Below are 25,449 nucleotides of genomic sequence, written 5' to 3' on the forward strand. Positions count from 1 at the left end.
GCTTCCATCGTTTTCACGCGCAATCGCGGCGGTCCGACGCCGCACGCGGCGGACGGCAGGGGGCAGGAAAGACATGGGCTTCACCTCGGCGTGGCTGATCACTTCGCATGACGACGACTTCATCCGCGACCTGGAACCGCGGATGCGTGAGCTGATCGACACGGCTCGGGCCCTGCCCGCCTCGCGTGCGGGATGGGAGCGCTGGGCGGCCGAGCCCCTGCCGGACTGGCGGAGCTGGTACCGAAACGGCGGCGGGGGCGATCAGGCCGTCCGGGAACAGGCCGACCGGGTCCGGGAACGGGCCGAGTCCTTCTTCGGCCTCACGAGCGCCGGACAGTTCGACGAGCTGTACGACGGCCGAGGCCCCGACGACGACTTCTCCGTCATGACCGACGTGTGGGGCCGGCATGACGAGCAGGTGAGGCCCTTCGCCGCCGTCCACTCCAAGGAATACCCGGTCGCGGCGCTCTTCCACGCCCTCGGCAGCCGCCGGGCCGCTCTCATACCGGGCTGGCTGGGGACCTTCCTCCTCTCCGCGGAGCAGGTGCGCGAGAGCCTTCCGCGGATCGAGGCGGCCTTCTCCTTCTCCGACGAGGAACGCGCCCTGGCCGAGGAGCAGATCTGGCTGGACGAGGACCCCGGGCAAGAAGGGGTGCTGGATGGCCCGCCGCGCTGCTGGCGCCAGGCGGCGGCACACGGGCTGGGGCTGTGCGGGGTCTACGTCCACATCTATTGAACCGGTGTACCGGCCGTCGGGCCGCGACCTGGCGGAGTCGCTTGTGCGCGCGGGGCCGGCCGGCGGTGCGCGAGCACGATCAGGAACAGGAGGGGCGGTGCGTACGACCGTAGACTCGCAGGTCGGGGCGGGACGAACGAGCCGGGCGGCAGCACCGGCCTTTGACGGACAGACGCGTGAGGGCAGCATGGTGAGGCGGGAGGAGACGGCGGCGGGGGCGCATCCGCCCCTCGGCGGCACGCCCCCGCATGGCCTGCCCGCCGACCGTGCCTCCGGGGGGCCGGGGCAGGCCGCTCTGGTGCGCTGTGCCGCGGTGTTCCTGCCCGCCGACCCGCCGCGCGCCGGCGAGATCGCGTTCTGGCGGCCTGACGGCGGCCCGTTGCCGTACAACGATGCCTACGCGGACGATGCCTACGCGGTCGGTATGGGTGCGGACAGTCCCTCCGCCTCGAAGTCGTACGCGGTCGGGGCAGTCGATGGAGGTGACGGCCCGGTGGGGGCGACGCGGCTCACGGTGGCGCGTCGCCACGGCAACGGGGCTCGCAGCCGTACCGTCCCCGCCGTCGTGCTGTCCATCGCTGACGCCGTCCCGCTGCTGGCCCGGGCCCGGCACGACCCGGCGGCGCACCCTGCCACCGCCTGCTGGGGCGCCGCGGCCCTGCACGCGCTGCACCTCGCCGCCCGCGGGCGGCTGCTGCCCGGCCTGACCGTCCAGGACACCGACGCCTGGCGCGCCGGCCCACTGGATCCCGAGGACATCGCCCACCTGCGCGCCATCGCCGCGGCCCTGCCCGCCGAGGGGTACGCCGTTCCGCTCCCCGGCAGCCGCCCGCTGCGCCTTCCCGACCCGGGGGCCTTGGTGCGCGCCCTGGTGGACGCCGTGATCGACGCTCTGCCGCGTACTCCCGCGGCGGCGGATGTGGCCGGTACCCCGTTCGCCGCGCGCGGCCCGCAGTATCTGCCCCAAGCGCGGGAGTGGGCCGCCGAGGTCGCGGCAGGAGTCGACGCGGGCGTACGGCTGTCACTGCGCCTGGATCTGGACCCGGACCGGCTCTTCGACTTCCGGGAGGGAGAGACGGACCCCGGGGCGGGCTTGGGGACCGGCTTGGGGACGGACGCCAGGAGCCACGACGGCGATGACGGCGTGGCTGAGGAGCATGACGGCATCCATGACGGCATCCGTGACGGGCGTGACGGCATGGGCGACGAGCATGACGGACCGAGCGATCTGTACGGCACAGAGCTTGCGGGCAGCGGGCGCGGGGGAGGCGGCGGTGCGCAGGAGCGCAGTGCGGCGGCCGTCGTCCTTCAGGTGCAGAGCCTCACGGACTCGACCCTCATCAGTGACGCCCGGGACCTGTGGGAGGGCGAGGGCCCCGACCACTTCGGGCCGCGGGCCCGCGTCGACACCCTGCTCGCCCTGCGCCGCGCCTCCCGCGTCTGGCCGCCGCTCGCCCGCCTCCTGGAGCGGGCGGTCCCCGACGTGCTGCCGCTCACCGAAGAGGAGCTGTACGAGCTGCTGGGCGAGGCCACACCGCGCCTGAACGCCGCCGGGGTCGCCGTCCACTGGCCCAGGGAGCTGGCGCGCGGGCTGACCGCCGCGGCCGTTCTACGCCCGGCGCCCGGCTCGGCCGCCGACGGCTTCGGTTTCTTCGACACCGACCGGCTCGCGCAGTTCCGCTGGCAGGTGGCGCTGGACGGGCAGCCGCTCACCGAGGCGGAGATGGACGCGCTCGCCGAGGCGCATCGCCCCGTCGTACGGCTGCGGGACCGGTGGACGCTGGTCGACCCGGCGCTCGTCCGCAAGGCCCGTAAGCGCGAACTGGGCTACCTGGACCCGGTCGACGCCCTCGCCGTCACACTCAGCGGTACGGCGGAGGTCGACGGCGAACAGGTCGACGTCGTACCCGTAGGGGCCCTAGCCGTCCTCCGTACCCGTCTGACCGGCGACGTCCGGCCGCTGCCGCAGCCCGCCGGACTGCGCGCCACCCTGCGTGACTACCAGCTCCGTGGCCTGGCCTGGCTGGACTTGATGACCTCCCTGGGCCTGGGCGGCTGCCTCGCCGACGACATGGGGCTGGGCAAGACCGTCACCGTCATCGCCCTGTACCTCCACCGGCGACCCACCGCTCCCGTGCTGGTGGTCTGCCCGGCGTCCCTCCTCGGCAACTGGCAGCGGGAGATCGAACGCTTCGCCCCTGGCGTCCCCGTACGCCGTTTCCACGGTGCCGGCCGCAGCCTGGAGGACCTGACCGCAGGCTTCGTCCTGACCACGTACGGCACGATGCGTACGAGCGCCGCAGAACTGGCCGGCCGCTCCTGGGCGTGGGTCGTCGCCGACGAGGCACAGCACGTCAAGAACGCCCGGTCCTCGACCGCCAGGGCACTGCGCGACATCAAGGCGCCCGCCCGGATCGCCCTCACCGGCACGCCCGTGGAGAACAATCTCTCCGAGCTGTGGGCCCTCATGGACTGGACCACTCCCGGGCTCCTCGGATCCCTGAAAACCTTCCGCGCCCTGCACGCACGGGAGGTCGAGGGCGGCGAGGACCCGGATGCGGCTCGGCGACTGGCCCGGCTGGTCCGCCCCTTCATCCTGCGGCGCAAGAAATCCGATCCCGGCATCGCCCCCGAACTGCCGCCCAAGACCGAGACCGACCACCCGGTGGCGCTCGGCCGCGAACAGGCCGCGCTCTACGAGGCGGTGGTGCGCGAAACACTCGCCCGGATCGGGGCCGCCGAAGGCATCGCCCGCCGCGGCCTGGTGATGAAGCTGCTCACCGCCCTCAAACAGATCTGCAACCACCCCGCGCAGTACCTCAAAGAAACCGCCCCGGGCCTGGCCGCCCGCTCCGGCAAGCTCGAACTGCTCGACGAACTCCTCGACACGATCCTCGCGGAGGGCGGGGCGACGCTGATCTTCACCCAGTATGTGGAGATGGCGCGGCTGCTCGAAAAGCACCTCGCCGTCCGAGGTGTCCCGCACCAGCTCCTGCACGGCGGTACACCCGTCGGGCAGCGCGAGAAGATGGTCGACCGCTTCCAGTCGGGGCAGGTCCCCGTCTTCCTGCTCTCCCTGAAGGCGGCGGGTACGGGCCTGAACCTCACCCGCGCCGGGCACGTCATCCACTACGACCGGTGGTGGAATCCCGCCGTGGAGGAACAGGCGACGGACCGCGCGTACCGCATCGGGCAGACCCAGCCCGTACAGGTACACCGCCTCATCGCCGAAGGCACGGTCGAGGACAACATCGCCGAACTGCTGAGCGCCAAGCGGGCCCTGGCCGATTCGGTCCTCTCCGGCGGGGACGCCGCACTGACCGAGCTGACCGATGAGCAACTCGCCGACCTGGTCTCCCTCAGGAGGCCCGCATGAGCCCCGACCCGCGCCCGGACGACTCCCCGGCTGCCGCCTCCTGGCCCTCCGGCCGGCTCAGCCGGACCGGCCGGTCGGGCCGGCCTGATCGCACCGGTCGTATCGGCCGTACCGGTGCCACCGGCCGCACCGGCCGTTCGGGCAGCGCCGGCCGCAGCGACCGGTCCGACCGTTCGCGTACGTTCCCGCCGCTGCCCGTCCGCTCCGGTGACCAGGACCCGTTCGCCGAGTCGTGGTGGGGCAGCGCATGGCTGGACGCGCTGGAGACCACCGCGCTGGACACCGCGCGCCTGGCCCGCGGCCGGACATACGCCCGCGACGGCAATGTCGACACGATCAACGTCACACCGGGCCGTATCGCCGCCTCCGTACGGGGCAGCCGGCCGCGCCCGTACAGCGCGGAGGTCCGCCTACAGGTCCTCACCGACGACGAGTGGGCCGTGCTCCTGGACACCATTGCCGCCGAGCCGGAGCATCTGGCGGCGCTGCTTGCGAAGAAGCTGCCCCGTGCGCTCGCCGAGTCGGACGTACGGCTGCTGCCCGGGCCGGGCGACCTCCTCCCGCGCTGCTCGTGCCCCGACCGGGGACATCCGTGCAAGCACGCCGCCGCCCTGTGTTTCCAGACGGCCCGGCTCCTGGACGCCGATCCGTTCGTCCTGCTCCTGATGCGCGGTCGCGGTGAGAGGGAACTCCTCGACGAACTTTCCCGCCGCAGCGCCACCCACGCCGCGCTCGAAAGCCGTCCGCTGTCCGCCGCCCCGCGCGCGGCACGCCTCGGCGGCCGTGACAGGCCGGTCGGCGAGGACGCCTCCGCCCGGCCCGGCGCGCCCGCGCGGCCCGGCATGTCCACACAGCCCGGGGCACCGGGAGACTCCGCGGCGGCTGAGCGTGCCGCCACGGCCCGGCGCGGCGAGGCGTGCACCTCCTCGGCGGCGTCACCCCCGAGGGGCCGCAGACACCCCGAGCCGCGACCACAACCCGGGCCCGTCATGGCCACGACCGCGATGCTGCTCACGCCTCAGACGCTGCTCACGCCTCACTCGGCGGCGCCGACCAGGGCGTTCTCGCCCGCGTCGCCCTCTCCGAACGGCTGCTTCCGGCACTTCCGCCGCCCATGCCCGTGCCGGACCGTCCGGGCCGGGCCCCGGCTCTCCCGGAGGCCGTCGGCCTGCCCTTCGACGCCGGGTCGCTGGAGTTCCTGGCCACCGACGCCGCCGCCCGCGCCCACGCGTACCTGGCCGCCCAGCCCGCCCGTCCCGACGCACCCACCGCATCCGCCCCTCGCCCCTCAGCCGCTCACTCCTCCACCGCCCCCACCCCCGCCGTCCCCGAGGCCGTCCGCAGCCCCTTCCCGGCGCTTACGGCATGGCAGGACGCCGTCCGGCTGGCCGCCGGCGCCCATCCCACGGCCGGCCTGACCGCCACGACCCGCGGCCTGTACCGGGACCTGGCCGCGGCCACCGGCCGTACGACCGCGGACGTGGCCCGCGCGGTCGCCGCCTGGCGGCAAGGCGGTGCCGAAGGACTCGTCCTCCTCGACACCACCTGGAACCCGCCGGCCGGGGACTTCGACCGCGCCCGCAGCGCCCTGCTCTCCGCCGGCCTCCCCGACCTCCCGGTCCTGCGCCCCCGCTACAACCACCTCACCGACCCCGCCCGCAGCATCCAGCTCCGCTTCGGCCACGACAACCGCTGGTACCCCTACGAATCCGACCCCGGCCGCGAGGACTGGTGGCCCACCGGGCGCGCCGACCCCGACCCCGTGGCGGCCCTGACCGCCCTCCTGGCACGATGACCGGCCGCGCTGACTACCCTCGGGGCCGTGGAAGGTCTCGACACGCTCACCCGGTCCCTCGCGCAGCGCACCCCCGAACAGCTCGCCGCCCTGCTCACCCGCCACGCGGAGCCCCTCTCCCGGCAGCCCGCGCCCACCCGGCTCCGCGCCCTGGCCGCCACACTGTGGTCGTACGAGACCCTCCACCACGTGGTCCTCCACCTCGATCACCCGCGCCTGCACCTGCTGGCCGCGACCGCCCGCATCAGTCAGGGCCTCGCCAAGGAGAGCGCTCCGGTTCCCGCCGCCCCGGCGCCCGGGGCGGACTACCAGTCGCTGATGGCGCACCGTCTGTCCTTCGCGCACCTGGCCACCGAGCCCGTACCGAGCGAGGAGATCTACGCCGCCCTGGGCGCGGACCGGGCCGGTCCCGCCCGCGACGCCGCCGTCGCCGCGCTGCGATCTCTGTACGAGGACGGGCTGGCGGCACCCACCGAAGACGGTCGCGTCGTCGTGCCCCCTCGCACGCCCCAGCTCCTGGGCACGCTCGACCTCGGCCCCTTCACCCCCACCGCGCCCATCCCCGACGCCACCTCCGACACCGCTCGCGGGCCGCAATCCGCCGTCGGGCACGCCGCCGTCGGGCACGCCGCCGTCCCTTTCCCCGCCCCCCGCTCGCCCCACGCCGAATCCCAGGCCGCCGCCTCCGTACTGGCCGCCGCACTGGACCGGCTGCTCGCATCCCTCGCCGGCCGGCCCGCCGCGCTCCGCAAAGCAGGCGGCCTGGCCCTGCGCGAAATCAAACGGCTTGCGAAGGACGCCGGCACGACCGAGGCGCAGTGCCGCCTGCTGCTCGATCTGGCCCTGGCCGCCGGACTGATCGCACTGACCCGTACGCCGGCGGGCACCACCGCACTGCCCACCAGCGCCTACGACGACTGGCTGACCCGTACCCCCGGCGCACGCCTGGCCCCGGTCCTCGCCGCCTGGCTCACCCTCTGGGCCATCCCCACCCATACGCCGGAGGGCGAAACCCCGACCGCGCTGGTCCGCGGTCACGACCGGCACGCCCCCGCCCTGCGGTACGCGCTCCTCGCCACCCTGGCCACCCTCCCCGCCGGCACCGGACTTCCGCCCCTCCGTACCGCCCTTCCGCCCCTCGACGCCGAGCCCCAGCCCCTCTCCAAGGGCATACAGGCCGAGGACACACAGGAAACCCGGGGCACGCAAACACCCCACCACAACGGCCCGGTCCCCTCCTCGGAGAGCCGCCCCGCCGCCTCGCACCCCCTGCTCCGGGCCGCCGCCTGGCACCGTCCGCTCGCCGTCACCGACCAGCCGGCGGCCGAAGCCCGCGCCGCCCATACGCTCCAGGAAGCCGCCTTCCTCGGCCTCACCGCCCACGGCACCCTCACCCCGCTGGGCCATGCCCTCCTCACGGCCCCGGACGCCGCCCGCACCGACGCCACCGACGCTCACAGCGCCCCGGCCGACGGCCTGCCGGCCGACGACTCCCCGCTCCACGCCGCCCTGCGCGACCTCCTGCCACCGCCCGTACACAAGGCCCACTTCCAGGCGGACCTGACAGCCGTCGTCCCCGGCCCGCCCGCCGCCGACCTCGCCGCTCTGCTCGCCGCCACGGCCGACCGGGAGTCCGAAGGCCACGCCGTGACCTGGCGGTTCGGCCCCGGCTCCGTACGCCGCGCCCTGGACGGCGGTTACCGGGCCGACACCCTCCTCGCCGGCCTCACCGAGGCATCGGCGACCGGGACGCTGCCCCAGCCGCTGATCTACCTCGTCCAGGACGCCGCCCGCGCCCACGGCCGTATGAGCGTCCTACCCGTCGGATGCTGCGTCCGCTCCGACGACCAGGCCCTGATCCGCGAACTCGCCGCCCACCGGGCGCTGCGCCCCCTCGGCCTACGCGCCATCGCCCCGACCGTCCTGACCAGCAGCAGCGAGCCCGCCGCCACCCTGGAAGCGCTCCGGGCCGCCGGGTACGCCCCCACCCTCGAATCCGAGACCGGTACCGCCACGATCGAGCGCCTCCCTTCTCATCGCGCCAACACCCCGCCCCCGGCCCGCAGATCCGCCGCCGCGCTCGCCCTCACCCTCGCCCAACGCCTGCTGGCGACACCGTGAGGCCATGAGGATGTGAGGCCATGAGGACGTGAGGCCATGAGGACGTGAGGTTTTGAGGCTATGACGCGTGTGAGACAGCGACATCACATTTCTCCCCTCCCGTCCCCTCCCCACCCCCTCCGCGTCCGCCCCCGCCCTCCCGCTCACTCGTACTCCGTACCACCCTTACGCGTCAGGTAAGCACCGCTGACCACCTTGGCGATCGCACGCCCGCCCAGCTCCTCGCTGTACCGGTCGGTGAGCGGGCGTACGACGACACCCTCCCGGATGTGCACGCCACGCCCCGAGACCGTCTCGCGGCCCTCGGCCAGCTCCAGCACCCGCCGCGCGTCGTACGGCCCGGTGAACAGCGTGGGCACCAACGGCAGTTGCCCGCCCAACACCGCCGTCAGCTCCTGCGGGTCCAGCCACCGCACCCGCCCGTCGACCTCCACCGCGACATCGAACACCGCGTAGGCCGGTACGCCACGCCGGCTGTCGGCGCCGTACCCGAGATCCTGCACCCCGTCCCCGTACACCTCGCCGTAGATCCCGACCCGCGCCGCCCCCAGCTTCTCCGCCAGGAATGCCGCGGCCTCGGGTATGCCGTGCCCGCGAACGGCCCGCCAGTACAGGTTCTTTTCGTCCTCCTTCAACGCCAGCCGCTGCGCACCGAGCCCCTTGGACGTCACCCGCGTGACTTCGCTGCCGGCCGTGTACGTCACACAGCACGCGGTGCCGTGCACCTTCTCCGTCACCGCTACCGGCTCGCCCTCCGCGAACACCTTCGGGTAGCGCTTCAGATTCTCGATGTCGATCCACGGCAGCACATCAGGCGCCGACTCGACATCCCCGCTCATCGAGACAGGCACCGGCGGCACCCACTTCACAATCCCGAGCACCTCGGCGAAATCGGTACCGTCAGCCGCCGCCCGTTCCAGGTCCGTATCCGCCAATGCCCGAGGACGGCAGACAATTCCCTGCGACAGCTCCCCGCGCAACCGAATGGCCTTCACCCGATTGCCCGCGGCCCCGGCGAGCTTCCCGCTCAGCCCCAGCTCCTCCACCAGGTCCTTGGGCAGTACGGCCTGCTCCGGCACGTACACCGCGAAGTCGCCCGTACGGTATACGCCCTTGGCGACCACCGCCCGATACAGCCCCACCTGCGCCAATTCCAGCGCATCGGCATTCGGATGCCCGTGAATCGTCAATTGCTCGGCCGTGACCCGCAGCGTCGACACGACAAAACCCTTCTCCCATAACCACACGGACCGCCACCCACCGCAACAGCCACCCTCACTCTGCCCGCCCCACCCCTCACTCGGCGAACCGTTTTCCGCCCCACTTCTCTGCCCGCTGCCTTCAGTCCGGCGAATTCGCCAATCCCCTGGGGCCGTGGTCGGTCCGGCAGCGTCCGCGCCCGGGCAGGCCGGCCTCTCCACCTATGGAGGTCGCCTGTTCATGTATGGAGGACGGCCTGTTCACGTATGGGGGACGGCATGTCCACGTATGGGGGACGGCCTGTTCAAGACGGGGCTGGGATCTCTACCGTGGCGGGAACGGATAGGTGCCGGTGCCGTGTGTACGGCGGGCCGGGATGGAGGGGGAGCGATGGAGGCGGAGTTGGTGGCGCTCGCTACGGCGGGGGCTACGGCGTTGGTGCAGCAGATGGCTGCCGAGGGGTGGGCGCAGGCGCGGGAGCGGGTGGTGGCGTTCTTCGCGCGGCGCCGGGGAGCCGGTGAGGAGGAGGCGCTCGCGGGCGAGTTGGAGGTCTCGCGCGGGGAGTTGCTGGCGGCCCGCGAGGAGGGGGACGACAGTGGGGCGGTGGATGTGGAGGCCGAGTGGCGGGTGAGACTGCGTCGGCTGCTGCGGGAGGATCCGGCCGCCGCCGAGGAGTTGCGGGAGCTGGTGGACGCGTGGCGCGAGGAGAGCGGTGGTGTGCGGGTGCGGGACGTGCACAACAGCATCACTGGCGGGGTACACCACGGGACGGTGATCCAGGCGGGGGTGATCGCCGGGCTGACGCGGGAGGGGCGGCGGGACGCGCGACAGGACGGTCGGCGGGGCGGGCGTGCTCCGGATGATCACTGATGGAGTGGGGGAGGGGCTCGGGGAAAGCGCTGCGGCCAGTGGGGGCACGGAGTTGAGTGGGGACGGGTTGAGGCGTGGGACCGGTGGTGGGGCGCGGGTGAGCAATGAGGTCAGCGGGGGGACGATTCACGGGAACGTGGTGCAGGCACGGAGCGTGGGAACGGTAGTGTTCGAGGCGGTGGCGCCGGCGAGGGTGCCGGGGGCGCCGGTGCCGCGGACGGTGCCCGGGGTGACACGTCTGTTCGTCGACCGGGAAGCCGTGGTGGACGAGGTGACGGCGTTATTGGACGGTGCGGACCGTGCGGGCCCCGGCGCGGGTGGCGGGCCGGTCGTGGTCGTGCTGTGGGGGCCCTCAGGGGTCGGGAAGACGGCCACGGCGCTGAGACTGGCGGCGGCGTTCGGGGACCGGTTCGAGGAGGCGCAGCTCTACCAGCCACTGCGCGGCGCGTCGCCCGACACGGCGGTCAGTCCCGCGGACGCGCTGGTGCATCTGCTGCGTGATCTGGGCGCTCACCGGGAATGGATAGGAACCGACCAGGAGACGCTGGAGCGGCAGTTCCGCAGTCTGACGGCGGGGCGGCGTGTTCTGACGGTGCTGGACGATGCCCTTTCTGCCGCTCAGGTACGTCCTTTGCTGACCGCTTCGCCTTCCTCCCTGACCATTGTGACCAGCCGGCACCACCTCGGTCGCCTGGTGGCGGAGCACGGCGCCCATGGGCTGCGCCTCGGTCCGTTGGGGACCCGTGACGCGGTGGGACTGCTGGCCCGTATGGGAGGCGCGGGAGCCGGGGTCGAGGCGGTGGCGCGGCGCTGCGGCGGTATGCCCCTCGCGCTGTGTGCGGTGGGGGCGCGGGCCGCCGCGCGGCAGGAGCCGGACTGGGAGCTCCTGGAACGCGAGATGGCTGAGAGCGAACGGCGGGTCGTGCGGTCGATGACGGACGAGGCGGAGCGCGGGCGCGATGCGCCGGAGGAGGGCGGGCACGGGAGCGGGCGCGATGCGCCGGAAGGGGCCGGGAGCGGGCGCGGTGTGCTGGATGTGGCGGTGCTCGCCGCGTCGTACGAGGAGCTGCCCGAGACCGTGGCCCGTGTGTACCGCCTGTCGGGACTGCGGCCGTGGGCCCATGTGACAGCGGCCTCGGCCGCGGTCGCGGCGGGGGTCACGGAGGCGGAGGCCGCGGCGGCTCTGGAGGAGCTGGTCCGGCGGCGGATGCTGGAGAGGGAAGAGGAAGAAGAGGGAGAGGAAGAGGGGGACGGAGAAGGGGAGCGGCGGCGGTATCGGTTTCATGATGCGTGGCGGGAGTACGCGCAGGAGCGGGCGCTGGCGCGGGACGGTGCCGCGGGCGTCGCGGCGGCGCTGCGCAAGGTCCTGCTGTGGTACGTACGGGCTGCCGCCGCGGCGGACGCCTGTGTGCTGCCGGGCCGCTGGCATCTGGGGCCTGCCTACGCGCGTCTGGAGGGCAGGCCCGCCGCGTACGCCGACGGGCACAGCGCACTGGAGTGGCTCCGCGAAGAACGCCAGAACCTGGCGGAGGCGGTACGGGCCGCGGCCGACTACGGCCTGGACGAGGTGACATGGCAGTTGTGCGAGGCCATGTGGGGACTGCATCTGCGGCTCGGGTTCCACCAGCAGTGGGTGGGCACCCACCGGCTCGGCGTCCAGGCCGCGGCGCGCTGCGCGGAGGAATGCCCCGAGGCGGAAGGGCGGATGCGGGCCCAACTCGGCTTCGCCTATATGGGGCTGGGGGATTTCGCACGGGCGCAGACGGAGTTCGAGGAGGCCGCCGCCGCGGACCGGCGGGCCGGTCACGTACGGGGTGAGGCGACCGCGGTGGAGTCACTGGGGCTGCTGCGGCTGCGGCAGGAACGGTGGGCCGATGCCGTGGACTGCCTGGTGACGGCGCGGGAGCTGGCCCGGCAGGTCGGTGACCCGAGGGCGCTGGCCCTGTTGGAGCACCATCTGGGGCGGGCGCTCCAAGGGGCGGGCCGTCATGAGGCCGCCGTCGCACAGTTGGAGCGGGCGCGGGAGCTGATGCGCGCGCTGCCCGATCCGTACAACGAAGGCCGGGTGCTGATGAGCCTGGGCCGGGCGCTGCTGGAAGCCGGGCAGGGCCCCGCCGCCGAGGAGCTGCTCACGGAGGCGGCGGCGGTGATGGCGGCGGAGGGCGCGGTCATCCAGCAGGCGGACGTCGCCGAACTGCGGGCGCTGGTGGCACGGCGGGCGGGGGACGCGGAGGCCGAGGCCGGACATCTGCGGGCGGCGCTCGCTTTCCATGAGGCGACGGGGGCGCCGGGCGCGGTGACGGTCCGGGCGCGCCTGGAGGAGCTGGGGGAGCTGGAGGGGCGTCAGAGCGCAGGGAGTTGACGGGGTGGCGAACAAGAAGGGGGAGCTGGAGGGGCTATACGGGGGACGCGATGACGGAGAGCTTGATGTGGTGGCGGGTGCGGCCCGTCACCGTGACGAAGCCCGGTGCGAGGTCCTTCAGGGGGCGGCCCGCCTCGTACCAGGCGTAGAGCGCCGAGGCGTAGGCGGTCGGGTCGCACGGATCGCGGTAACCGTCCGGCCCGGGGGCCGCCTCCAGCGTGAGGAGATGTCCGTCCGCCGTCCGTATGAGACAGCTTCCGGGCGTGGTGACGCAGGCCGCCATCGCACAGTGCGGATGCCGGCGCAGGGCGTCGTGTGTCCATGCCTCGGGTTCGGACCGGGCGTGGTGCAGGACGATGTCCGCGAGCGCGAGTTGGCCGGGGTCCGGGGTGTCCTCGTGGACGGCGGTGTGGGCGCTGGGGTGGAGGTCCGGGGCAGGGTCACGCCGGTCCCGGCAGGCGCTTTCGTATGCGTACGGGGACGAGGGGGGCGGCGTGCCGGCGCAGCGGGTGACCGCTATCTCGGGCGTGCCGTCCGGGCCGGGGCCGAGGAGACGCGTCAGGGCGCCGAGGGGGGCCGGCGGCGGGCAGAGCGGGGCCGTCCCGGGCGGTGGGTCCAGGAGGCGGGGCAGACAGGCGGGCGTGCGGGGCTCGGGGAGGCTCAGGAGGCGGTAGAAGGCCCGGCGGAGCAGGGTGGCCGATGCGCCGGGGGCGGAGGTTGTCTGCTCGGCGAGCCGGGCGTAGCGGTCCGGGTCGTGGGTGGTCAGGAGGGCGTCGAGCTGGGGGAGCAGAGGTTCCTGCGGGCGCAGGCGCGGCGCGAGGCGGCCGAGCGCGGCGACCGGGGAATCCGGATCGAGGTCCTGGGGCGGGAAGGCGCCGAGGAGTACGGGCGTGCCGATGGCGGCGGCGTAGTAGGTGACGCTGCCGTGGTCGCCGATGACGGCGTCGGCCGCGGCCAGCACCTGGCGCCAGGGGCCCAGGGGCGGGACGAGGGTGAGGCCGGCCCGCTGTGCGGCGTGCAGCCAGGCACGTACCTGGCCGGGGCCGTGACCGTGCCAGATGTTGGGGTGGAGGACGGCGCACAGGCGGTACTCGTCGACGGGGAGTTCGGCGGGGAGACGGGCGAGCAGCCAGGGGAGGATGTCGTTCTCGTCGCCGAAGAGGGAACGCGGGCCCCAGGTGGAGTTCAGGACGATCAGACGGCGGCCGGGGGCCGTGCCGAGCGCGCGGCGGAACCGGTCGCGGTAGGGGAGCGCGGCCAGCAGACGGTCGAAACACGGGTCGCCGGCGAGGACCGCGGTGGGCACGGCCTCGGGGCATGAGGCGCGCAGCCGGGCGAGCTGTTCGGGGTGGGACAGGACGGTCGCCGCGGCGACCGGCTCGCCGTCGTGCAGCAGCCACTCCGGGGACAGACCGAAAACCGGAGCCGGTGTCCGGTGTCCGGTGTCCGGTGTCCGGTGTCGGCAGTCTCTTATTGTAGCCAATGCCGTGCGACAGGACGGCCAACTTTCCCTTGAAATGGTGCAGTTCGCCGCCGTAGCTGGCGCTGATCGCCAGGTCCACGGCGGTCTCCCGGGCCTGTTCCCACGGCAGTACGGGCAGCCCGGCGTCGGCCAGCAGTTCCGGCACACCGGCCAGGAAAGGGGACGAACCCGTACACGTGGCCAGGCACTGTACGCGGGTGTCGTCGTGGAAGAGCGGCAGGACGTCCAGCAGCCGGGTCGCCGAGGTGACGTTGTGCACGATGAACAGGACCCGTACGGTCCCGGCCCGCGTCGACCACCGCGCGCTCTCGGGCCCCACCGGCACCCGAAGCCACCCCGCGACCTTGCCGCTCCCCGTCTCTTCCCCCATCTCCCTCTTCCCCCTCCACCCTCGTGCCCGCCCGTCACCCCGGCCCCGGCGGCCACCCTAATCGCCGGACCGGCGCGCCCGGCAGAATGGGGGAGTGCGGCTTGAATCGATCACCTGGGAACGGCTGGCCGACGCGCTGGCCGGGCGGATCGCCGGCATGGCGGCGCGGGACGGCGGCCCGTGGCTGCGGGTGGCGGTCGACGGCGCGCCGGCCGCCCGGCCGAAGGAGACGGCCGGCCGGCTGGCGGAGGCCCTGCGGGTGCGCGGGCGTGCCGTCCATGACGTGGACACCCACGGTTTCCTGCGCCCCGCCTCCCTGCGCCTGGAGTACGGCAGATACGACCCCGACGCGTACTACGGCGAGTGGTTCGACCGGCAGGCACTGTGGCGGGAGGTCTTCGGACCGCTGGAACCCGGCGGCCCCGGGCGGGTGCTGCCCGATCTGTGGGACCCCCGTACGGACCGGGCGACACGCAGCCCGTACGTGCAACTCCCGCCCGGCGGCGTGCTGTTGCTGCACGGGCCGTTCCTCTTCGGCCACTGGTTCCCCCTCGACCTGTCGGTCCATCTGAAGCTGACTCCCGCCGCCCTCGCCCGGCACACGCCCGAACAGGAACGATGGACGCTGCCCGCCTTCGCGCGGTACGAGGACGAGGTGCGGCCGGAAGAGGCTGCCGATGTCGTCGTACGGGCGGACGATCCGCGGCGCCCGGCGTGGAGCGGCCTGGACTGAGCGCGGCCGGGCCCGGCGAAGACGGACCGGTCAGGCGTCGGCCAGGGCCAGGAGTTTGGTCACGGTGTTCCAGTTGCGTGCCGTGGCCGTCACCCCCAGGGGTATTCGGGAGACGGCCTCGGCGAGCTTGGAGCGGCCGATGCCGCCGGGGCACCACAGATACAGCTCGCGGCCGGTCAGCCGGAACCGGTCCGGCGCGTAGCGGGCGGAATCGAGCGCCTGGAGCGCGCGCAGGCCGGTGGCGTCGGCCGGGGGCCCCGACAGGAAGGTGATGTGCAGGCTCTTGGGCTCCGGTACGGCCTGCGGGAAGGGGTTGGCGGCGACGGCGGCGGCCAGCTCGTCACGGGTACGCACCATCACGGGGACGGGGAAGCCCATTTCCTCGGCGATCCGGGCCTCAAGGGCCGAGGCGGTTTCCGCGGGCGGCGTGCCGGGGTCGGCGAAGACGATGTTGCCGGTCTGGAGGAGGACGGACACGTCCTCGTAGCCCAGGGACTCGAACACTTCGCGCTGCCGCGCCATGGGGAATTTCTTGTGACCTCCGACATTGATGCCACGCAGGAGAGCGATCTGACGGGACACGGCACGGCGCCTTTCCGGGGAGGGGGTGTTCGAGAAGAACCGGGCTGAGGAGAAGCGGGCCGACCAGAGACGGGTCGGCAGGAGGCGGGGTGATCAGAAGAGGGGCGCGGGCAGGACGCCCTCCAGGGCCAGCAGGAGCCGCTTGGTCTCCAGGCCGCCGCCGAAGCCCCCTATGCCGCCGTCGGCGGCCACGACGCGGTGACAGGGCACGACCACCGGCAGCGGGTTGGAGCCCATGGCGGCGCCCACCGCGCGGGCGGCGCCGCGTTCGCCGACCCGGTCGGCCAGGTCCTGGTAGCCGACGACGCTGCCGTACGGGACGCCGGCCGCCAGTTCACGCAGCACCCGCTCGTTGAAACCGCCCGACAGCGACCAGTCCAGCGGCACGGTGAAGGTGTGCAGTCGGCCGGTGAAGTACGCGGTGAGCTCGCTGACGGCCGTGGCCAGATGGGGCAGGTCCGCCAGCGGGTCCGTACCGAAAGCCTGCCGCAGACGTGTCACCGCCCGGCGGGTCGTGCGCTGGTCGCTGTGGAAGACGACCTGCGCCAGTCCCTCGCGCGTCACCGCGAGCAGCAGCGGGCCGATGGGCGTCTCCAGCACCCGCCAGGCCCAGTCGCGAGGCCGCGGCCCGGGCGTCGCGCGTGGCCCGGCGGCTTCCGTCGGCTCACCGTCCTGCGCCTCTCGCCTTCCCTGTGCTTCCTGCTCCGGCATCGTCATCTCCCGCTCCGCCCGCCGCGCTGTGAAATCGCCACGGAATCAGCGTATGGCCCGCCACTGACAACGCCCCGCGGGCCGCCCCCACCCAGCTTTGAGGGGGACGGCCCGCGGGGCGGCCACGGCGGCGGGCGACGCCTACCGGCGGCTCCTGCTGCCGGCCTCGTCGAGCGCGTCCCGTACGACGTCGGGCTTGTTGCTGATGATCCCGTCGACGCCCATCTTCGCGACCTTGACCGTGTTACGGGCGTCGTCGACCGTCCAGGTGTAGACCTCCATCGGGCGGCCGTGCGGGCCCTTCAGCGCGTGCACGGTGGAGACGTACGCCGCGTTGATCGTCCCGTGGTTCGGGTTGATCTGGTCGGCGAACGCCTGGTACTTGGGGAGCTCGGAGACCGCGGGGGTGCCCAGGAAGCCCGTCTTGACGTCGGGACGGAGCTGGTGGACCTTCTTCACCGAGTCGGCGTTGAAGCTCTGGATGATCAGCCGGCGCTTGACGTGGTGGCGGTCCAGCCAGCCCTCGGCCCGCAGCTCCCTCAGGGCCTGGCGTTCGACGCCCGGATACAGCTCCGGAGCCTTGAGTTCCATCAGGAGTTTCTGCCCGTTGTTCTCGACGGCGTCCATGTACGCCTCCATGGTCGGCACACGCTCGCCCTTGAACTGGGGCCCGAACCAACTTCCCGCGTCCAGCTTCTCGATCTCCCGGAGCGTGAAGTCGGAGACGTTCCACGGCGCGCGACCGGGGAATACCTGTTCGACGTTGGTCGTCCGGGCGAGCGAGGTGTCGTGCATGATGATCAGTTCGCCGTCCTTGGTGCGCTGGACGTCGTTTTCCACCCACTCGATACCGAGTCTGTCGGCCGCGTTGACGGCGGAGATCGTGTTCTCGGGGGCGTAGGCGGAGGCGCCGCGGTGGGCGAGGACCACCGTCCCGTCGTGGTGGGTCGCGGCCCCGGCGGAGGCGGCCCGGGCGGAGGCCGTGGACAGGATGAGTGCGGACAGGCCCAGGAGCGCACCGGTGGCGGTGGCGGCGGAGCGGATACGCATACGGACTCCTCGTGATCGCGCGAAGGCGGACTGCTGCGGGGAAGGACATGACTGGGTGGGGCGGAACGGGACTGGACGGCCAGAGGGTCGCAGGTGGGGTGGACCGGAAGATAGGCGAGCGATGGACAGAGATTGAACGAGAAGTGTTCTGTGCCCGGTGTGCGAACCGGGGACACCCGTCACCGGTGACGCCCGTACGCAACGGATGCCGGGCCCGGCCCCGTATCGGGGGAGGAGACCCGGCTTCCGCGCGCATCGCCGACGGACCGCCCGTGGACCGCCCGTGGGGCGACCCGTGACCGACTCGACTACGTCCTTGACGGGTGGGCGGTTCCGGCCCGGCCGGCGAGCGGTGCGCTGGGCGAGCCCTCGGCGCCCGGGCCCGTGCACCGGCAAAGTGCCTGGTCGGAGGTGTTGCCCGGCCCGTTGTCAGTGGGGGGTCGTACGGTGGATGCCATGCGGCCCGTATCCAAGATCGAACGCACGGTGGCACCTTTCGAGGTCGTCAGCCCGTATCAGCCCAGTGGCGACCAGCCGGCGGCCATCGCCGAGCTGGAAAAGCGCGTCCGGGGCGGTGAGAAGGATGTCGTCCTCCTGGGCGCGACCGGCACCGGCAAGTCGGCGACCACTGCGTGGATGATCGAGAAGCTGCAACGGCCCACCCTTGTCATGGCGCCGAACAAAACCCTGGCGGCCCAGCTCGCCAATGAATTCCGCGAGCTGCTGCCGAACAACGCCGTTGAGTACTTCGTCTCCTATTACGACTACTATCAGCCCGAGGCGTACGTGCCGCAGTCCGACACGTACATCGAAAAGGACTCCTCCATCAACGAGGAGGTCGAGCGGCTGCGGCACTCCGCGACGAACTCCCTGCTCACCCGGCGCGACGTGGTCGTGGTGGCGTCGGTGTCCTGCATCTACGGCCTGGGTACGCCCCAGGAATACGTGGACCGTATGGTGCAGCTCAAAGTGGGGCAGGAAATCGACCGGGACCAGTTGCTGCGCCGGTTCGTCGACATTCAGTACACCCGTAACGACCTCGCTTTCACGCGCGGCACTTTCCGGGTGCGCGGCGACACCATCGAGATCTTCCCGGTCTATGAGGAGCTGGCCGTCCGGATCGAGATGTTCGGCGACGAGATCGAGGCGCTGTCCACGCTCCACCCGCTGACCGGCGAGGTGATCAGCGACGACCGGGAGCTGTACGTCTTCCCGGCCAGCCACTATGTGGCGGGCCCGGAGCGCATGGAGAAGGCCATCGCCGGCATCGAGGCGGAGCTGGCCGAGAGCCTGGCCACGATGGAGAAGCAGGGCAAGCACCTGGAAGCCCAGCGGCTGCGGATGCGTACGACGTACGACATCGAGATGATGCGTCAGATCGGGTCCTGCTCCGGCATCGAGAACTACTCGCTGCACATCGACGGCCGTGAGCGCGGCTCCGCGCCCAACACGCTGATCGACTACTTCCCGGAGGACTTCCTCCTGGTCATCGACGAGTCGCATGTCACCGTGCCGCAGATCGGCGCGATGTACGAGGGCGACGCCTCGCGCAAGCGCACCCTGGTCGACCACGGCTTCCGGCTGCCGTCCGCGCTCGACAACCGCCCGCTGAAGTGGGAGGAGTTCCTGGAGCGGGTCGGCCAGACGGTCTATCTCTCCGCGACGCCCGGCCCCTATGAGCTCTCGCGGTCGGACGGCTATGTGGAGCAGATCATCCGCCCGACGGGCCTGGTCGACCCCGAGGTGATCGTCAAGCCCACCGAGGGGCAGATCGACGACCTGGTCCACGAGATCCGTACCCGTACGGAGAAGGACGAGCGGGTCCTGGTCACCACCCTCACCAAGAAGATGGCCGAGGACCTCACGGACTACTTCCTGGAGCTGGGCATCCAGGTCCGCTATCTGCACAGCGATGTGGACACGCTGCGGCGGGTGGAGCTGCTGCGCGAGCTGCGGGCCGGCGAGTTCGACGTCCTGGTCGGCATCAACCTGCTGCGGGAGGGACTGGACCTGCCCGAGGTCTCCCTGGTGGCGATCCTGGACGCCGACAAGGAAGGGTTCCTGCGGTCGGGCACGTCCCTGATCCAGACCATCGGGCGGGCGGCGCGCAATGTGTCCGGCCAGGTGCACATGTACGCGGACAAGATCACCCCGGCCATGGCGAAGGCCATCGACGAGACCAACCGCCGCCGGGAGAAGCAGCTCGCGTACAACAAGGAGCGCGGGATCGACCCGCAGCCGCTCCGTAAGAAGATCGGGGACATCGTCGCCTCGCTCGCCCGCGAGGAGATCGACACCCAGGAACTGCTGGGGACGGGCTACCGCAAGGCGGCCGGTGACGGCAAGGACGCCAAGGGCAAGGCGCCGGTCCCCGCGCTCGGTGGCAAGGCGGCGAAGGGCAAGAAGGGGAAGGCCGCAGCCGCCGGCACGCCGACGGACCGGCCCGCGGCGGAGCTGGCCGAGCTGATCGAGCAGATGACGGACCGGATGCGGGCGGCGGCGGCCGAGCTGCAGTTCGAGGTCGCGGCCAGGCTGCGGGACGAGGTGGGCGAGCTGAAGAAGGAGCTGCGTCAGATGCGGGAGGCGGGGCTGAGCTGAGAAGCGCTACGGGGCTCCGGCCGGAGACCGTGGCTGCGGCTGCGGCTGCGGCTGTGGTTGCGACGGCGGTGGCGGCCGGATCCGGTGGCGGGCCTGAGCCCGGTTCAGGCGCGTGAGATGCCGTACGGGCCGAGATGCCGTACGGGCCGTGTACGGGAACGGTCGCCCGGCCGTCCGTACGCGGCCCGTACGGCGTCCGCCCGTCGTCCGTACGGCGTCCGCCCCCGCCGTGCGCGCCTTGCCGCGGGATGTCTCGGGGCTCCTGACCAGGGAGTTTACCCAACTCTTTACTATTCCTTGGTTTTCCTTTACTCTTTTTCCGCGGAGGGGAGTACTCCCGATGCGGCGTTCCCGTCATCACGGATCGGGGGAGTGGGGAGATCCCGGGACGCCGGCCCGGACCGCTTACCGCGAGGCGCGCGGTCCCGGGTGGAAGAGACCTCCGGCAGCGACGACGCTGTGTGCCGCACGACTCTGCCGGAGGAACAGTGGACGTTTCCCTGAACCTGTGGGTGCTGACCGTTCTCGGTCTGTGCGCCCTGATCGCCGCCGACTTCTTCATCGGCGGCCGAAAACCGCACGACGTCTCCGTCAAGGAGGCCGGGACATGGACGGCCGTCTGGGTTGTCCTGGCCGCGCTCTTCGGGCTCGGACTGTTCCTGTTCGGCGGCGGCCGGCCCGCCGGTGAGTTCTTCGCGGGCTTCATCACCGAGAAGTCCCTGAGCGTGGACAACCTCTTCGTCTTCGTGCTGATCATGAGCAAGTTCGCGGTGCCGTCGAAGTACCAGCAGCGGGTGCTGCTGGTCGGCGTGCTGATAGCCCTGGTGCTGCGGGCCGGATTCATCGGCGCGGGCGCCGCGATCCTCGCCACCTTCTCGTGGGTCTTCTACATATTCGGCGCCTTCCTGATCTGGACGGCCTGGAAGCTCATCCAGGAGGCGCGCGCCGGGGAAGAGGACGAGGAGTTCGAGGAGAACCGCTTCCTGAAGATGGTCGAAAAGCGGTTCCCCTCGACCGACAGGTACCACGGGACCAGGCTGTTCATCGTGGAGAACGGCAAGCGGCTGATGACGCCGATGCTGATCGTGATGCTGGCGATCGGCACCACCGACGTCCTGTTCGCGCTGGACTCCATCCCGGCGATCTTCGGTCTCACCCAGGACCCGTACATCGTCTTCACCGCCAACGCCTTCGCGCTGATGGGGCTGCGACAGCTCTACTTCCTCATCGGCGGGCTGCTGAAGAAGCTGGTCCACCTCTCCTACGGCCTGTCGGTCATCCTGGGCTTCATCGGTGTGAAGCTGGTGCTGCACGCGCTGCACGAGTCGGGGGTGAGCGTCCCGGAGATCAGCATCCCGGTCTCGCTGGGCGTCATCTGCGCCGTCCTGGCCGTCACCACGATCACCAGCCTGCGGGCCTCCCGGAAGCAGGCGGCAAAACAGGCGGCGAAGCAGGCGGCGGCCGGAACGGATGAGCGGCGCACGGGCCGTGACCAGGACCGGGACCAGGGCCGTGACCAGGACCGGCTGGAGGTCTGAAGTCTGAAGGACACCGCCGGAGAGCGGTCGAATATCCTGACGCGGTCACCGATCACGCACATCCCGAGGGGGACCATGCGTCACCGCATCCATGCCGCCGCCGCTGCCGCGCTCGCCGTAGGCACGATGGCCGCAGGTCTGGTCGTGGCCGCGCCCGCGTCCGCGGCCGGATCCGTACACATCACGAAGATCTACTACAACAGCCCGGGCCGGGACGACCGCTCCAACCGGAGCCTGAACGGCGAATGGGTGGAAATCAAGAACTCCACCTCGCGGAGCGTGAACCTCAAGGGCTGGACACTGACGGACGCCTCCCGGCACAAGTACACCTTCGGGTCCTACAGCCTCGGTGCGGGCAAGTCGGTGAAGATACGCACCGGCCGGGGGACGGACACCGCGGGCAACCGCTACCAGAACCGCCGTGCGTACGTCTGGGACAACGACAAGGACACCGCGACGCTGAAGAAGGCGTCCGGTGCGCGCGTGGACCGGTGCAGCTACAACAACAGGCACCGGGAGTGGGTCGCCTGCTGAGGTGACGCCTTTCCCGGCACCGTCACGCCGCCCATAGGCCCGTACGGCTCCCGTACGGGCCTATGGGCCCGTAGCGGGACGGGTGGACGACCGACCGGGCCGTCCACCCGTCCCCGGGTCACCAGCCGCGCTCGCGCCACTCGGCGAGGTGCGGACGCTCGGCCCCGAGCGTGGTGTCGGCGCCGTGGCCGGGGTAGATCCAGGACTCGTCAGGGAGCCGGTCGAAGAGCTTGGCCTGCACATCGTCGACGAGACGGGTGAACGCCTCCGCGTCGCCCCAGGTGTTGCCGACGCCGCCCGGGAAGAGGCAGTCACCGGTGAAGACGTGCGGATGGCCGTGCGGGTCGTCGTAGATCAGGGCGATGCTGCCCGGGGTGTGCCCGGTCAGATGGCGGGCGGTGAGCTCGACCCGGCCGACGGTGAGCGTGTCGCCGTCCTCGACCAGGACGTCGGTGGGCACGGGAATGCCCTCGGCGTCGTGCCGGCCCGCGTACGTACGGGCGCCGGTCGCCTCCACCACCTCTCCCAGCGCGCCCCAGTGGTCACCGTGCTGATGGGTGGTCACCACCGAGGCGATCCCGCTGTCCCCGATCAGGCCGAGCAGGGTACGCGGCTCGGCGGCGGCGTCGATGAGCAACTGCTCGTCCGTCGCACGGCAGCGCAGCAGATAGGCGTTGTTGTCCATGGGACCGACCGCGACCTTGGAGATCATCAGGTCGGTCAGTTCGCGTACGTCGGCCGGTCCGCCGACCTTCACCGCTCCGGTATAGGGCATGGATCCACCTTAAAGTGGCGGGACGGCCGGCAGCGGGCCGCCCTCGGTGGTGAGTCCGCCGCCCGCGCTGCGCCCGGTGAGCCAGCCGACCAGGGCGGCCGGGGTGCCGGTGACCACCACCGGCGCGGCCCCCGCGGCGGCCTCCGTGCCGTTGGACCCGGCCGTTCCCCCCGCCCGTCCCGTGTGCCACCGCCGACCGTTCTCGGCGCGCAGTTCCAGCGCCGGCACCTGGGGGTGGCCCGCGAACTTCACGGTCGTCAGGAAGTCCAGCTCGGCGTCGAGGAAGGACCCGGGAAGCTGTTTGACGGAGTAGCCGACGCCCAGGTCGATGTGGTGCAGTTCGGCCTCGGCCAGGCGGCGGAAGGGCAGTCGTGCGGCCCGTTCGATCACTCCGTTGCGCATCTCCACCTCATACGGCCAGCGGTCGGCCGTCAGAGCAGCCGCCGCCGCATCGAAGCGGTCGGCGCTGGTACGCAGATCCTCCAGGTGTGCGGCGAGCGGGCGGTCGGCGCCGGCGGCGATGTCGGCGTCACGGGCCGCCGCGCTCGCGTACATCGGTGTACGGACGCCGGTACGTGCCCAGGTGAGCAGGTTGACCAGCGCGTCGGCGTTGCGCGCCAGATGGGCGAGGAGGTGGCCGCGGGTCCAGTCCGGGAGCAGAGACGGTTCACCGATCGCCTCGTCGTCCAACTTGCCCACGGAGACGAGAAGACGGTCGGTTGCCTCGCGGACGGCTGCCGCGTCGTGCGCGAAGTCCGGTGCGAAGGCGGGCGCGTTGTCGGTCATGGTCAGAAACTATCGCCGCCAGGGCTTCTCCGGGAGTCGGCCGGCACACGATCCGGGCGTGTGCGGGGATGTTCGTCCGCGACGGGCGGATGCGGTGCCGTCCGGCGGCGGCGGAAACCACCGGCTCACTCGCCGGTGAACACCCCGGTCTCGAACACGCCTGCGTCGACGGGTTCCCCGAACCAGCGTCGCAGGGCGTCGTCGAGCGCGTCCAGCCCGCCGGATGTCTCCCGCGCCCCTGGCACCTCCCGGGTCCCCGGCACCTCCCGCGCCCCCGGCACCCCCCGGGTCCCCAGCGCCTCCCGCACATCCGCTGCGCCCCGAGCGTCCCGTACGTCGTGCGCGTCCCGTATGTCCCGTACGGGGGCGGTGCCGTCCGCGCCCGGGACCGCGTCGGCGGCCCAGGCCGTGATGCCGTCCGGCCGTACCAGCAGTCCGGCCAGCTCCGGCCGCGCCGGGCAGGTGGCCGTCACCACCCGCACCCGGTCGCCGTACCCCGCGGCCCGCCGGCGCAGACCGGCGTCGTCGGCGAGGTCCAGGAGCAGCGCCCGTCCGTCGTGCATATGGGCGGCGAGCCGGGTGCCGTCGGCCAGTTCGAGGTCCGGGGCGCTGCGGCCGGTCAGCGGGTGGTCACCGGGCAGGTCGTAGCGCTGCCACACCCCGGAGATCTTCTTGGCGAAGAACGTGGTGCCGGCGACGGTACGGGACATCTCCGCGACCACCTCGCGCAGCGCGCGGGCGTGCGACTCCGGTCGCATCAGCGCCACTTGGGCCCGGGTCCACTCCAGCACCCACGCCCCGATCGGGTGCCGTTCGGCGGTGTAGGTGTCCAGCAGTCCTTCCGGTGCCCGGCCGCGTACGGTGGCGGCCAGCTTCCAGCCGAGGTTCATCGCGTCACCGATGCCCAGGTTCAGGCCCTGGCCGCCGAACGGCGAGTGCACATGGGCGGCGTCCCCGGCCAGCAGCACCCGGCCCTTGCGGTAGTCGCTCACCTGGCGGGCGTTGTCGGTGAACCGGGTCGCGGTGTGCACCTTGGTGATCGTGACGTCGGCCCCCGAGACGGCGCGCAGGGCCGCCTGCAACTCCTCGGCGGTGACGGGCGCCTCGCGGTCGGCGGGCGGCCCGTCGAACTCGACGGTCAGGATCCGGCCGGGCATCGGGCCGTGGGCGTAGGTGCCGGTCTTCGTCCAGTTCCAGCCGGCGCCCAGTGCTTGCGAGCCCTCCATCTCCACCAGGGCCTGGTGGCCGGTGATGCCCGGGTCCGTGCCGGGGAAGTCGAAACCGGCCAGTTTGCGGACCGTGCTGCGGCCACCGTCACAACCGACGAGCCAGCCCGTACGCAGTGCCCCGGCCGCCCCGGACGCCTCACGGGTGTGCACGCTCACGCCGTCCTCGTCCGCGTCGAAGCCGGTCAGCTCCACGCCCCGGCGGACCTCGACCCCCAGTTCCGCCGCGCGCTCGCCGAGCAGCCGCTCCAGTGCCTCCTGCGGTACGAGGCCGACGTCGCAGGCCGGTCCGGCGGCGGTGAAGTCGGGGTCGTCCTCGTCCAGGAGGTCGCCGCGGAGCATGATGCCCGCGAAGTGCCCGGCGAACCTGGGCGGCCGTCCGGTGGTGGTCGCGCCGGCCGCCTGCCGCTGACGTACGAAGGAGGCGAAATGCCCCAGCGCGCTCCGCTGCACCTCCGCCAGGTCCGGGAGCATCCCCCGCCGGTAGAACGCCTCGGCGCTGGGTGTGTTGATCGCTCCCGCCTTGATCGTCCGGTCGATTTCCGTCAGCCGCTCCAGGACGGTCACCGGTACCCCGTTCAGCGCGAGTTCGCAGGCGAGCAT

Annotated in this window: 17 protein-coding genes and 1 pseudogene; 10 read left to right on the top strand and 8 right to left on the bottom strand. The window is 72.3% G+C overall.

The annotated features are described in order from the left end of the window. The first annotated feature begins 73 nt into the window (after window positions 1-73). From KGS77_RS28210 to KGS77_RS34705, 4 genes and pseudogenes are all read left to right on the top strand, one after another. On the top strand, window positions 74-736 hold the full coding sequence (locus tag KGS77_RS28210) for a hypothetical protein (RefSeq protein WP_242585971.1): 663 nt from the start codon (window positions 74-76) through the stop codon (window positions 734-736). Window positions 737-923: 187 nt separating this feature from the next. Then, a complete protein-coding gene (locus tag KGS77_RS28215) occupies window positions 924-4,112 on the top strand; it encodes a DEAD/DEAH box helicase (RefSeq protein WP_242585972.1) in 3,189 nt (1,062 codons plus the stop codon). Between the two features lie 101 nt (window positions 4,113-4,213). Continuing rightward, window positions 4,214-5,907 (top strand): annotated as a pseudogene (locus KGS77_RS28220) (SWIM zinc finger family protein). Between the two features lie 27 nt (window positions 5,908-5,934). Continuing rightward, window positions 5,935-8,028: a helicase-associated domain-containing protein gene (locus KGS77_RS34705; RefSeq protein ID WP_277994275.1), complete on the top strand. Its 2,094-nt coding sequence runs from the start codon at window positions 5,935-5,937 to the stop codon at window positions 8,026-8,028. Window positions 8,029-8,171: 143 nt separating this feature from the next. On the opposite strand, the gene KGS77_RS28230 is transcribed toward KGS77_RS34705, so the two are convergent. Continuing rightward, window positions 8,172-9,248, bottom strand: a complete 1,077-nt coding sequence (locus tag KGS77_RS28230; RefSeq protein ID WP_242585973.1) for an RNA ligase (ATP) — start codon at window positions 9,246-9,248, stop codon at window positions 8,172-8,174. A gap of 370 nt (window positions 9,249-9,618) precedes the next feature. Here KGS77_RS28230 and KGS77_RS28235 point away from each other — a divergent pair, with 370 nt between their 5' ends. Both KGS77_RS28235 and KGS77_RS34710 read left to right on the top strand, forming a co-directional pair. After that, the gene (locus KGS77_RS28235) at window positions 9,619-10,098 is read left to right on the top strand and encodes a hypothetical protein (protein ID WP_242585974.1); all 480 of its coding nucleotides are present in this window, start codon (window positions 9,619-9,621) and stop codon (window positions 10,096-10,098) included. Between the two features lie 229 nt (window positions 10,099-10,327). Continuing rightward, a complete protein-coding gene (locus KGS77_RS34710) occupies window positions 10,328-12,460 on the top strand; it encodes a tetratricopeptide repeat protein (RefSeq protein WP_277994276.1) in 2,133 nt (710 codons plus the stop codon). Between the two features lie 34 nt (window positions 12,461-12,494). Here the strand turns inward: KGS77_RS34710 and KGS77_RS28245 are convergent, their stop codons facing one another. Beyond that, window positions 12,495-13,943 (bottom strand): hypothetical protein, encoded by a 1,449-nt coding sequence (locus KGS77_RS28245; protein ID WP_242585975.1) that lies wholly within the window; start codon window positions 13,941-13,943, stop codon window positions 12,495-12,497. A gap of 464 nt (window positions 13,944-14,407) precedes the next feature. Between KGS77_RS28245 and KGS77_RS28250 the strand changes: the two genes are divergently transcribed. Next, entirely contained in the window at window positions 14,408-15,046 is a 639-nt protein-coding gene (locus tag KGS77_RS28250; RefSeq protein WP_242585976.1) for a uridine kinase, read from the top strand. A gap of 30 nt (window positions 15,047-15,076) precedes the next feature. On the opposite strand, the gene KGS77_RS28255 is transcribed toward KGS77_RS28250, so the two are convergent. The 3 genes from KGS77_RS28255 to KGS77_RS28265 all read right to left on the bottom strand — a co-directional run bounded on the left by KGS77_RS28255 (window position 15,077) and on the right by KGS77_RS28265 (window position 17,389). Continuing rightward, window positions 15,077-15,628, bottom strand: coding sequence for a DUF1697 domain-containing protein (locus KGS77_RS28255; protein WP_242585977.1), 552 nt, complete (start codon window positions 15,626-15,628; stop codon window positions 15,077-15,079). A 93-nt stretch (window positions 15,629-15,721) separates the two neighbouring features. After that, complete coding sequence (locus KGS77_RS28260; RefSeq protein WP_242585978.1) at window positions 15,722-16,345, bottom strand: methylated-DNA--[protein]-cysteine S-methyltransferase; 624 nt, start codon at window positions 16,343-16,345, stop codon at window positions 15,722-15,724. Window positions 16,346-16,480: 135 nt separating this feature from the next. Next, on the bottom strand, window positions 16,481-17,389 hold the full coding sequence (locus KGS77_RS28265; RefSeq protein WP_242585979.1) for a glycerophosphodiester phosphodiesterase family protein: 909 nt from the start codon (window positions 17,387-17,389) through the stop codon (window positions 16,481-16,483). Window positions 17,390-17,845: 456 nt separating this feature from the next. Between KGS77_RS28265 and uvrB the strand changes: the two genes are divergently transcribed. The 3 genes from uvrB (at window position 17,846) to KGS77_RS28280 (ending at window position 22,059) form a co-directional block, all read left to right on the top strand. After that, on the top strand, window positions 17,846-19,987 hold the full coding sequence (uvrB, locus tag KGS77_RS28270; RefSeq protein WP_242585980.1) for an excinuclease ABC subunit UvrB: 2,142 nt from the start codon (window positions 17,846-17,848) through the stop codon (window positions 19,985-19,987). Window positions 19,988-20,475: 488 nt separating this feature from the next. Further along, the gene (locus tag KGS77_RS28275; protein WP_242585981.1) at window positions 20,476-21,525 is read left to right on the top strand and encodes a TerC family protein; all 1,050 of its coding nucleotides are present in this window, start codon (window positions 20,476-20,478) and stop codon (window positions 21,523-21,525) included. A gap of 75 nt (window positions 21,526-21,600) precedes the next feature. Next, window positions 21,601-22,059 (top strand): lamin tail domain-containing protein, encoded by a 459-nt coding sequence (locus KGS77_RS28280; protein WP_242585982.1) that lies wholly within the window; start codon window positions 21,601-21,603, stop codon window positions 22,057-22,059. Between the two features lie 118 nt (window positions 22,060-22,177). Here KGS77_RS28280 and KGS77_RS28285 read toward each other — a convergent pair whose 3' ends face one another. The 3 genes from KGS77_RS28285 to KGS77_RS28295 form a co-directional block, all read right to left on the bottom strand. After that, window positions 22,178-22,834, bottom strand: coding sequence for an MBL fold metallo-hydrolase (locus KGS77_RS28285; RefSeq protein ID WP_242585983.1), 657 nt, complete (start codon window positions 22,832-22,834; stop codon window positions 22,178-22,180). Window positions 22,835-22,843: 9 nt separating this feature from the next. Next, a complete protein-coding gene (locus KGS77_RS28290; RefSeq protein ID WP_242585984.1) occupies window positions 22,844-23,620 on the bottom strand; it encodes a maleylpyruvate isomerase family mycothiol-dependent enzyme in 777 nt (258 codons plus the stop codon). Between the two features lie 125 nt (window positions 23,621-23,745). Then, a complete protein-coding gene (locus tag KGS77_RS28295; protein ID WP_242585985.1) occupies window positions 23,746-25,449 on the bottom strand; it encodes an FAD-dependent monooxygenase in 1,704 nt (567 codons plus the stop codon).

This window comes from Streptomyces sp. MST-110588, from assembly GCF_022695595.1.
Classification (GTDB): domain Bacteria; phylum Actinomycetota; class Actinomycetes; order Streptomycetales; family Streptomycetaceae; genus Streptomyces.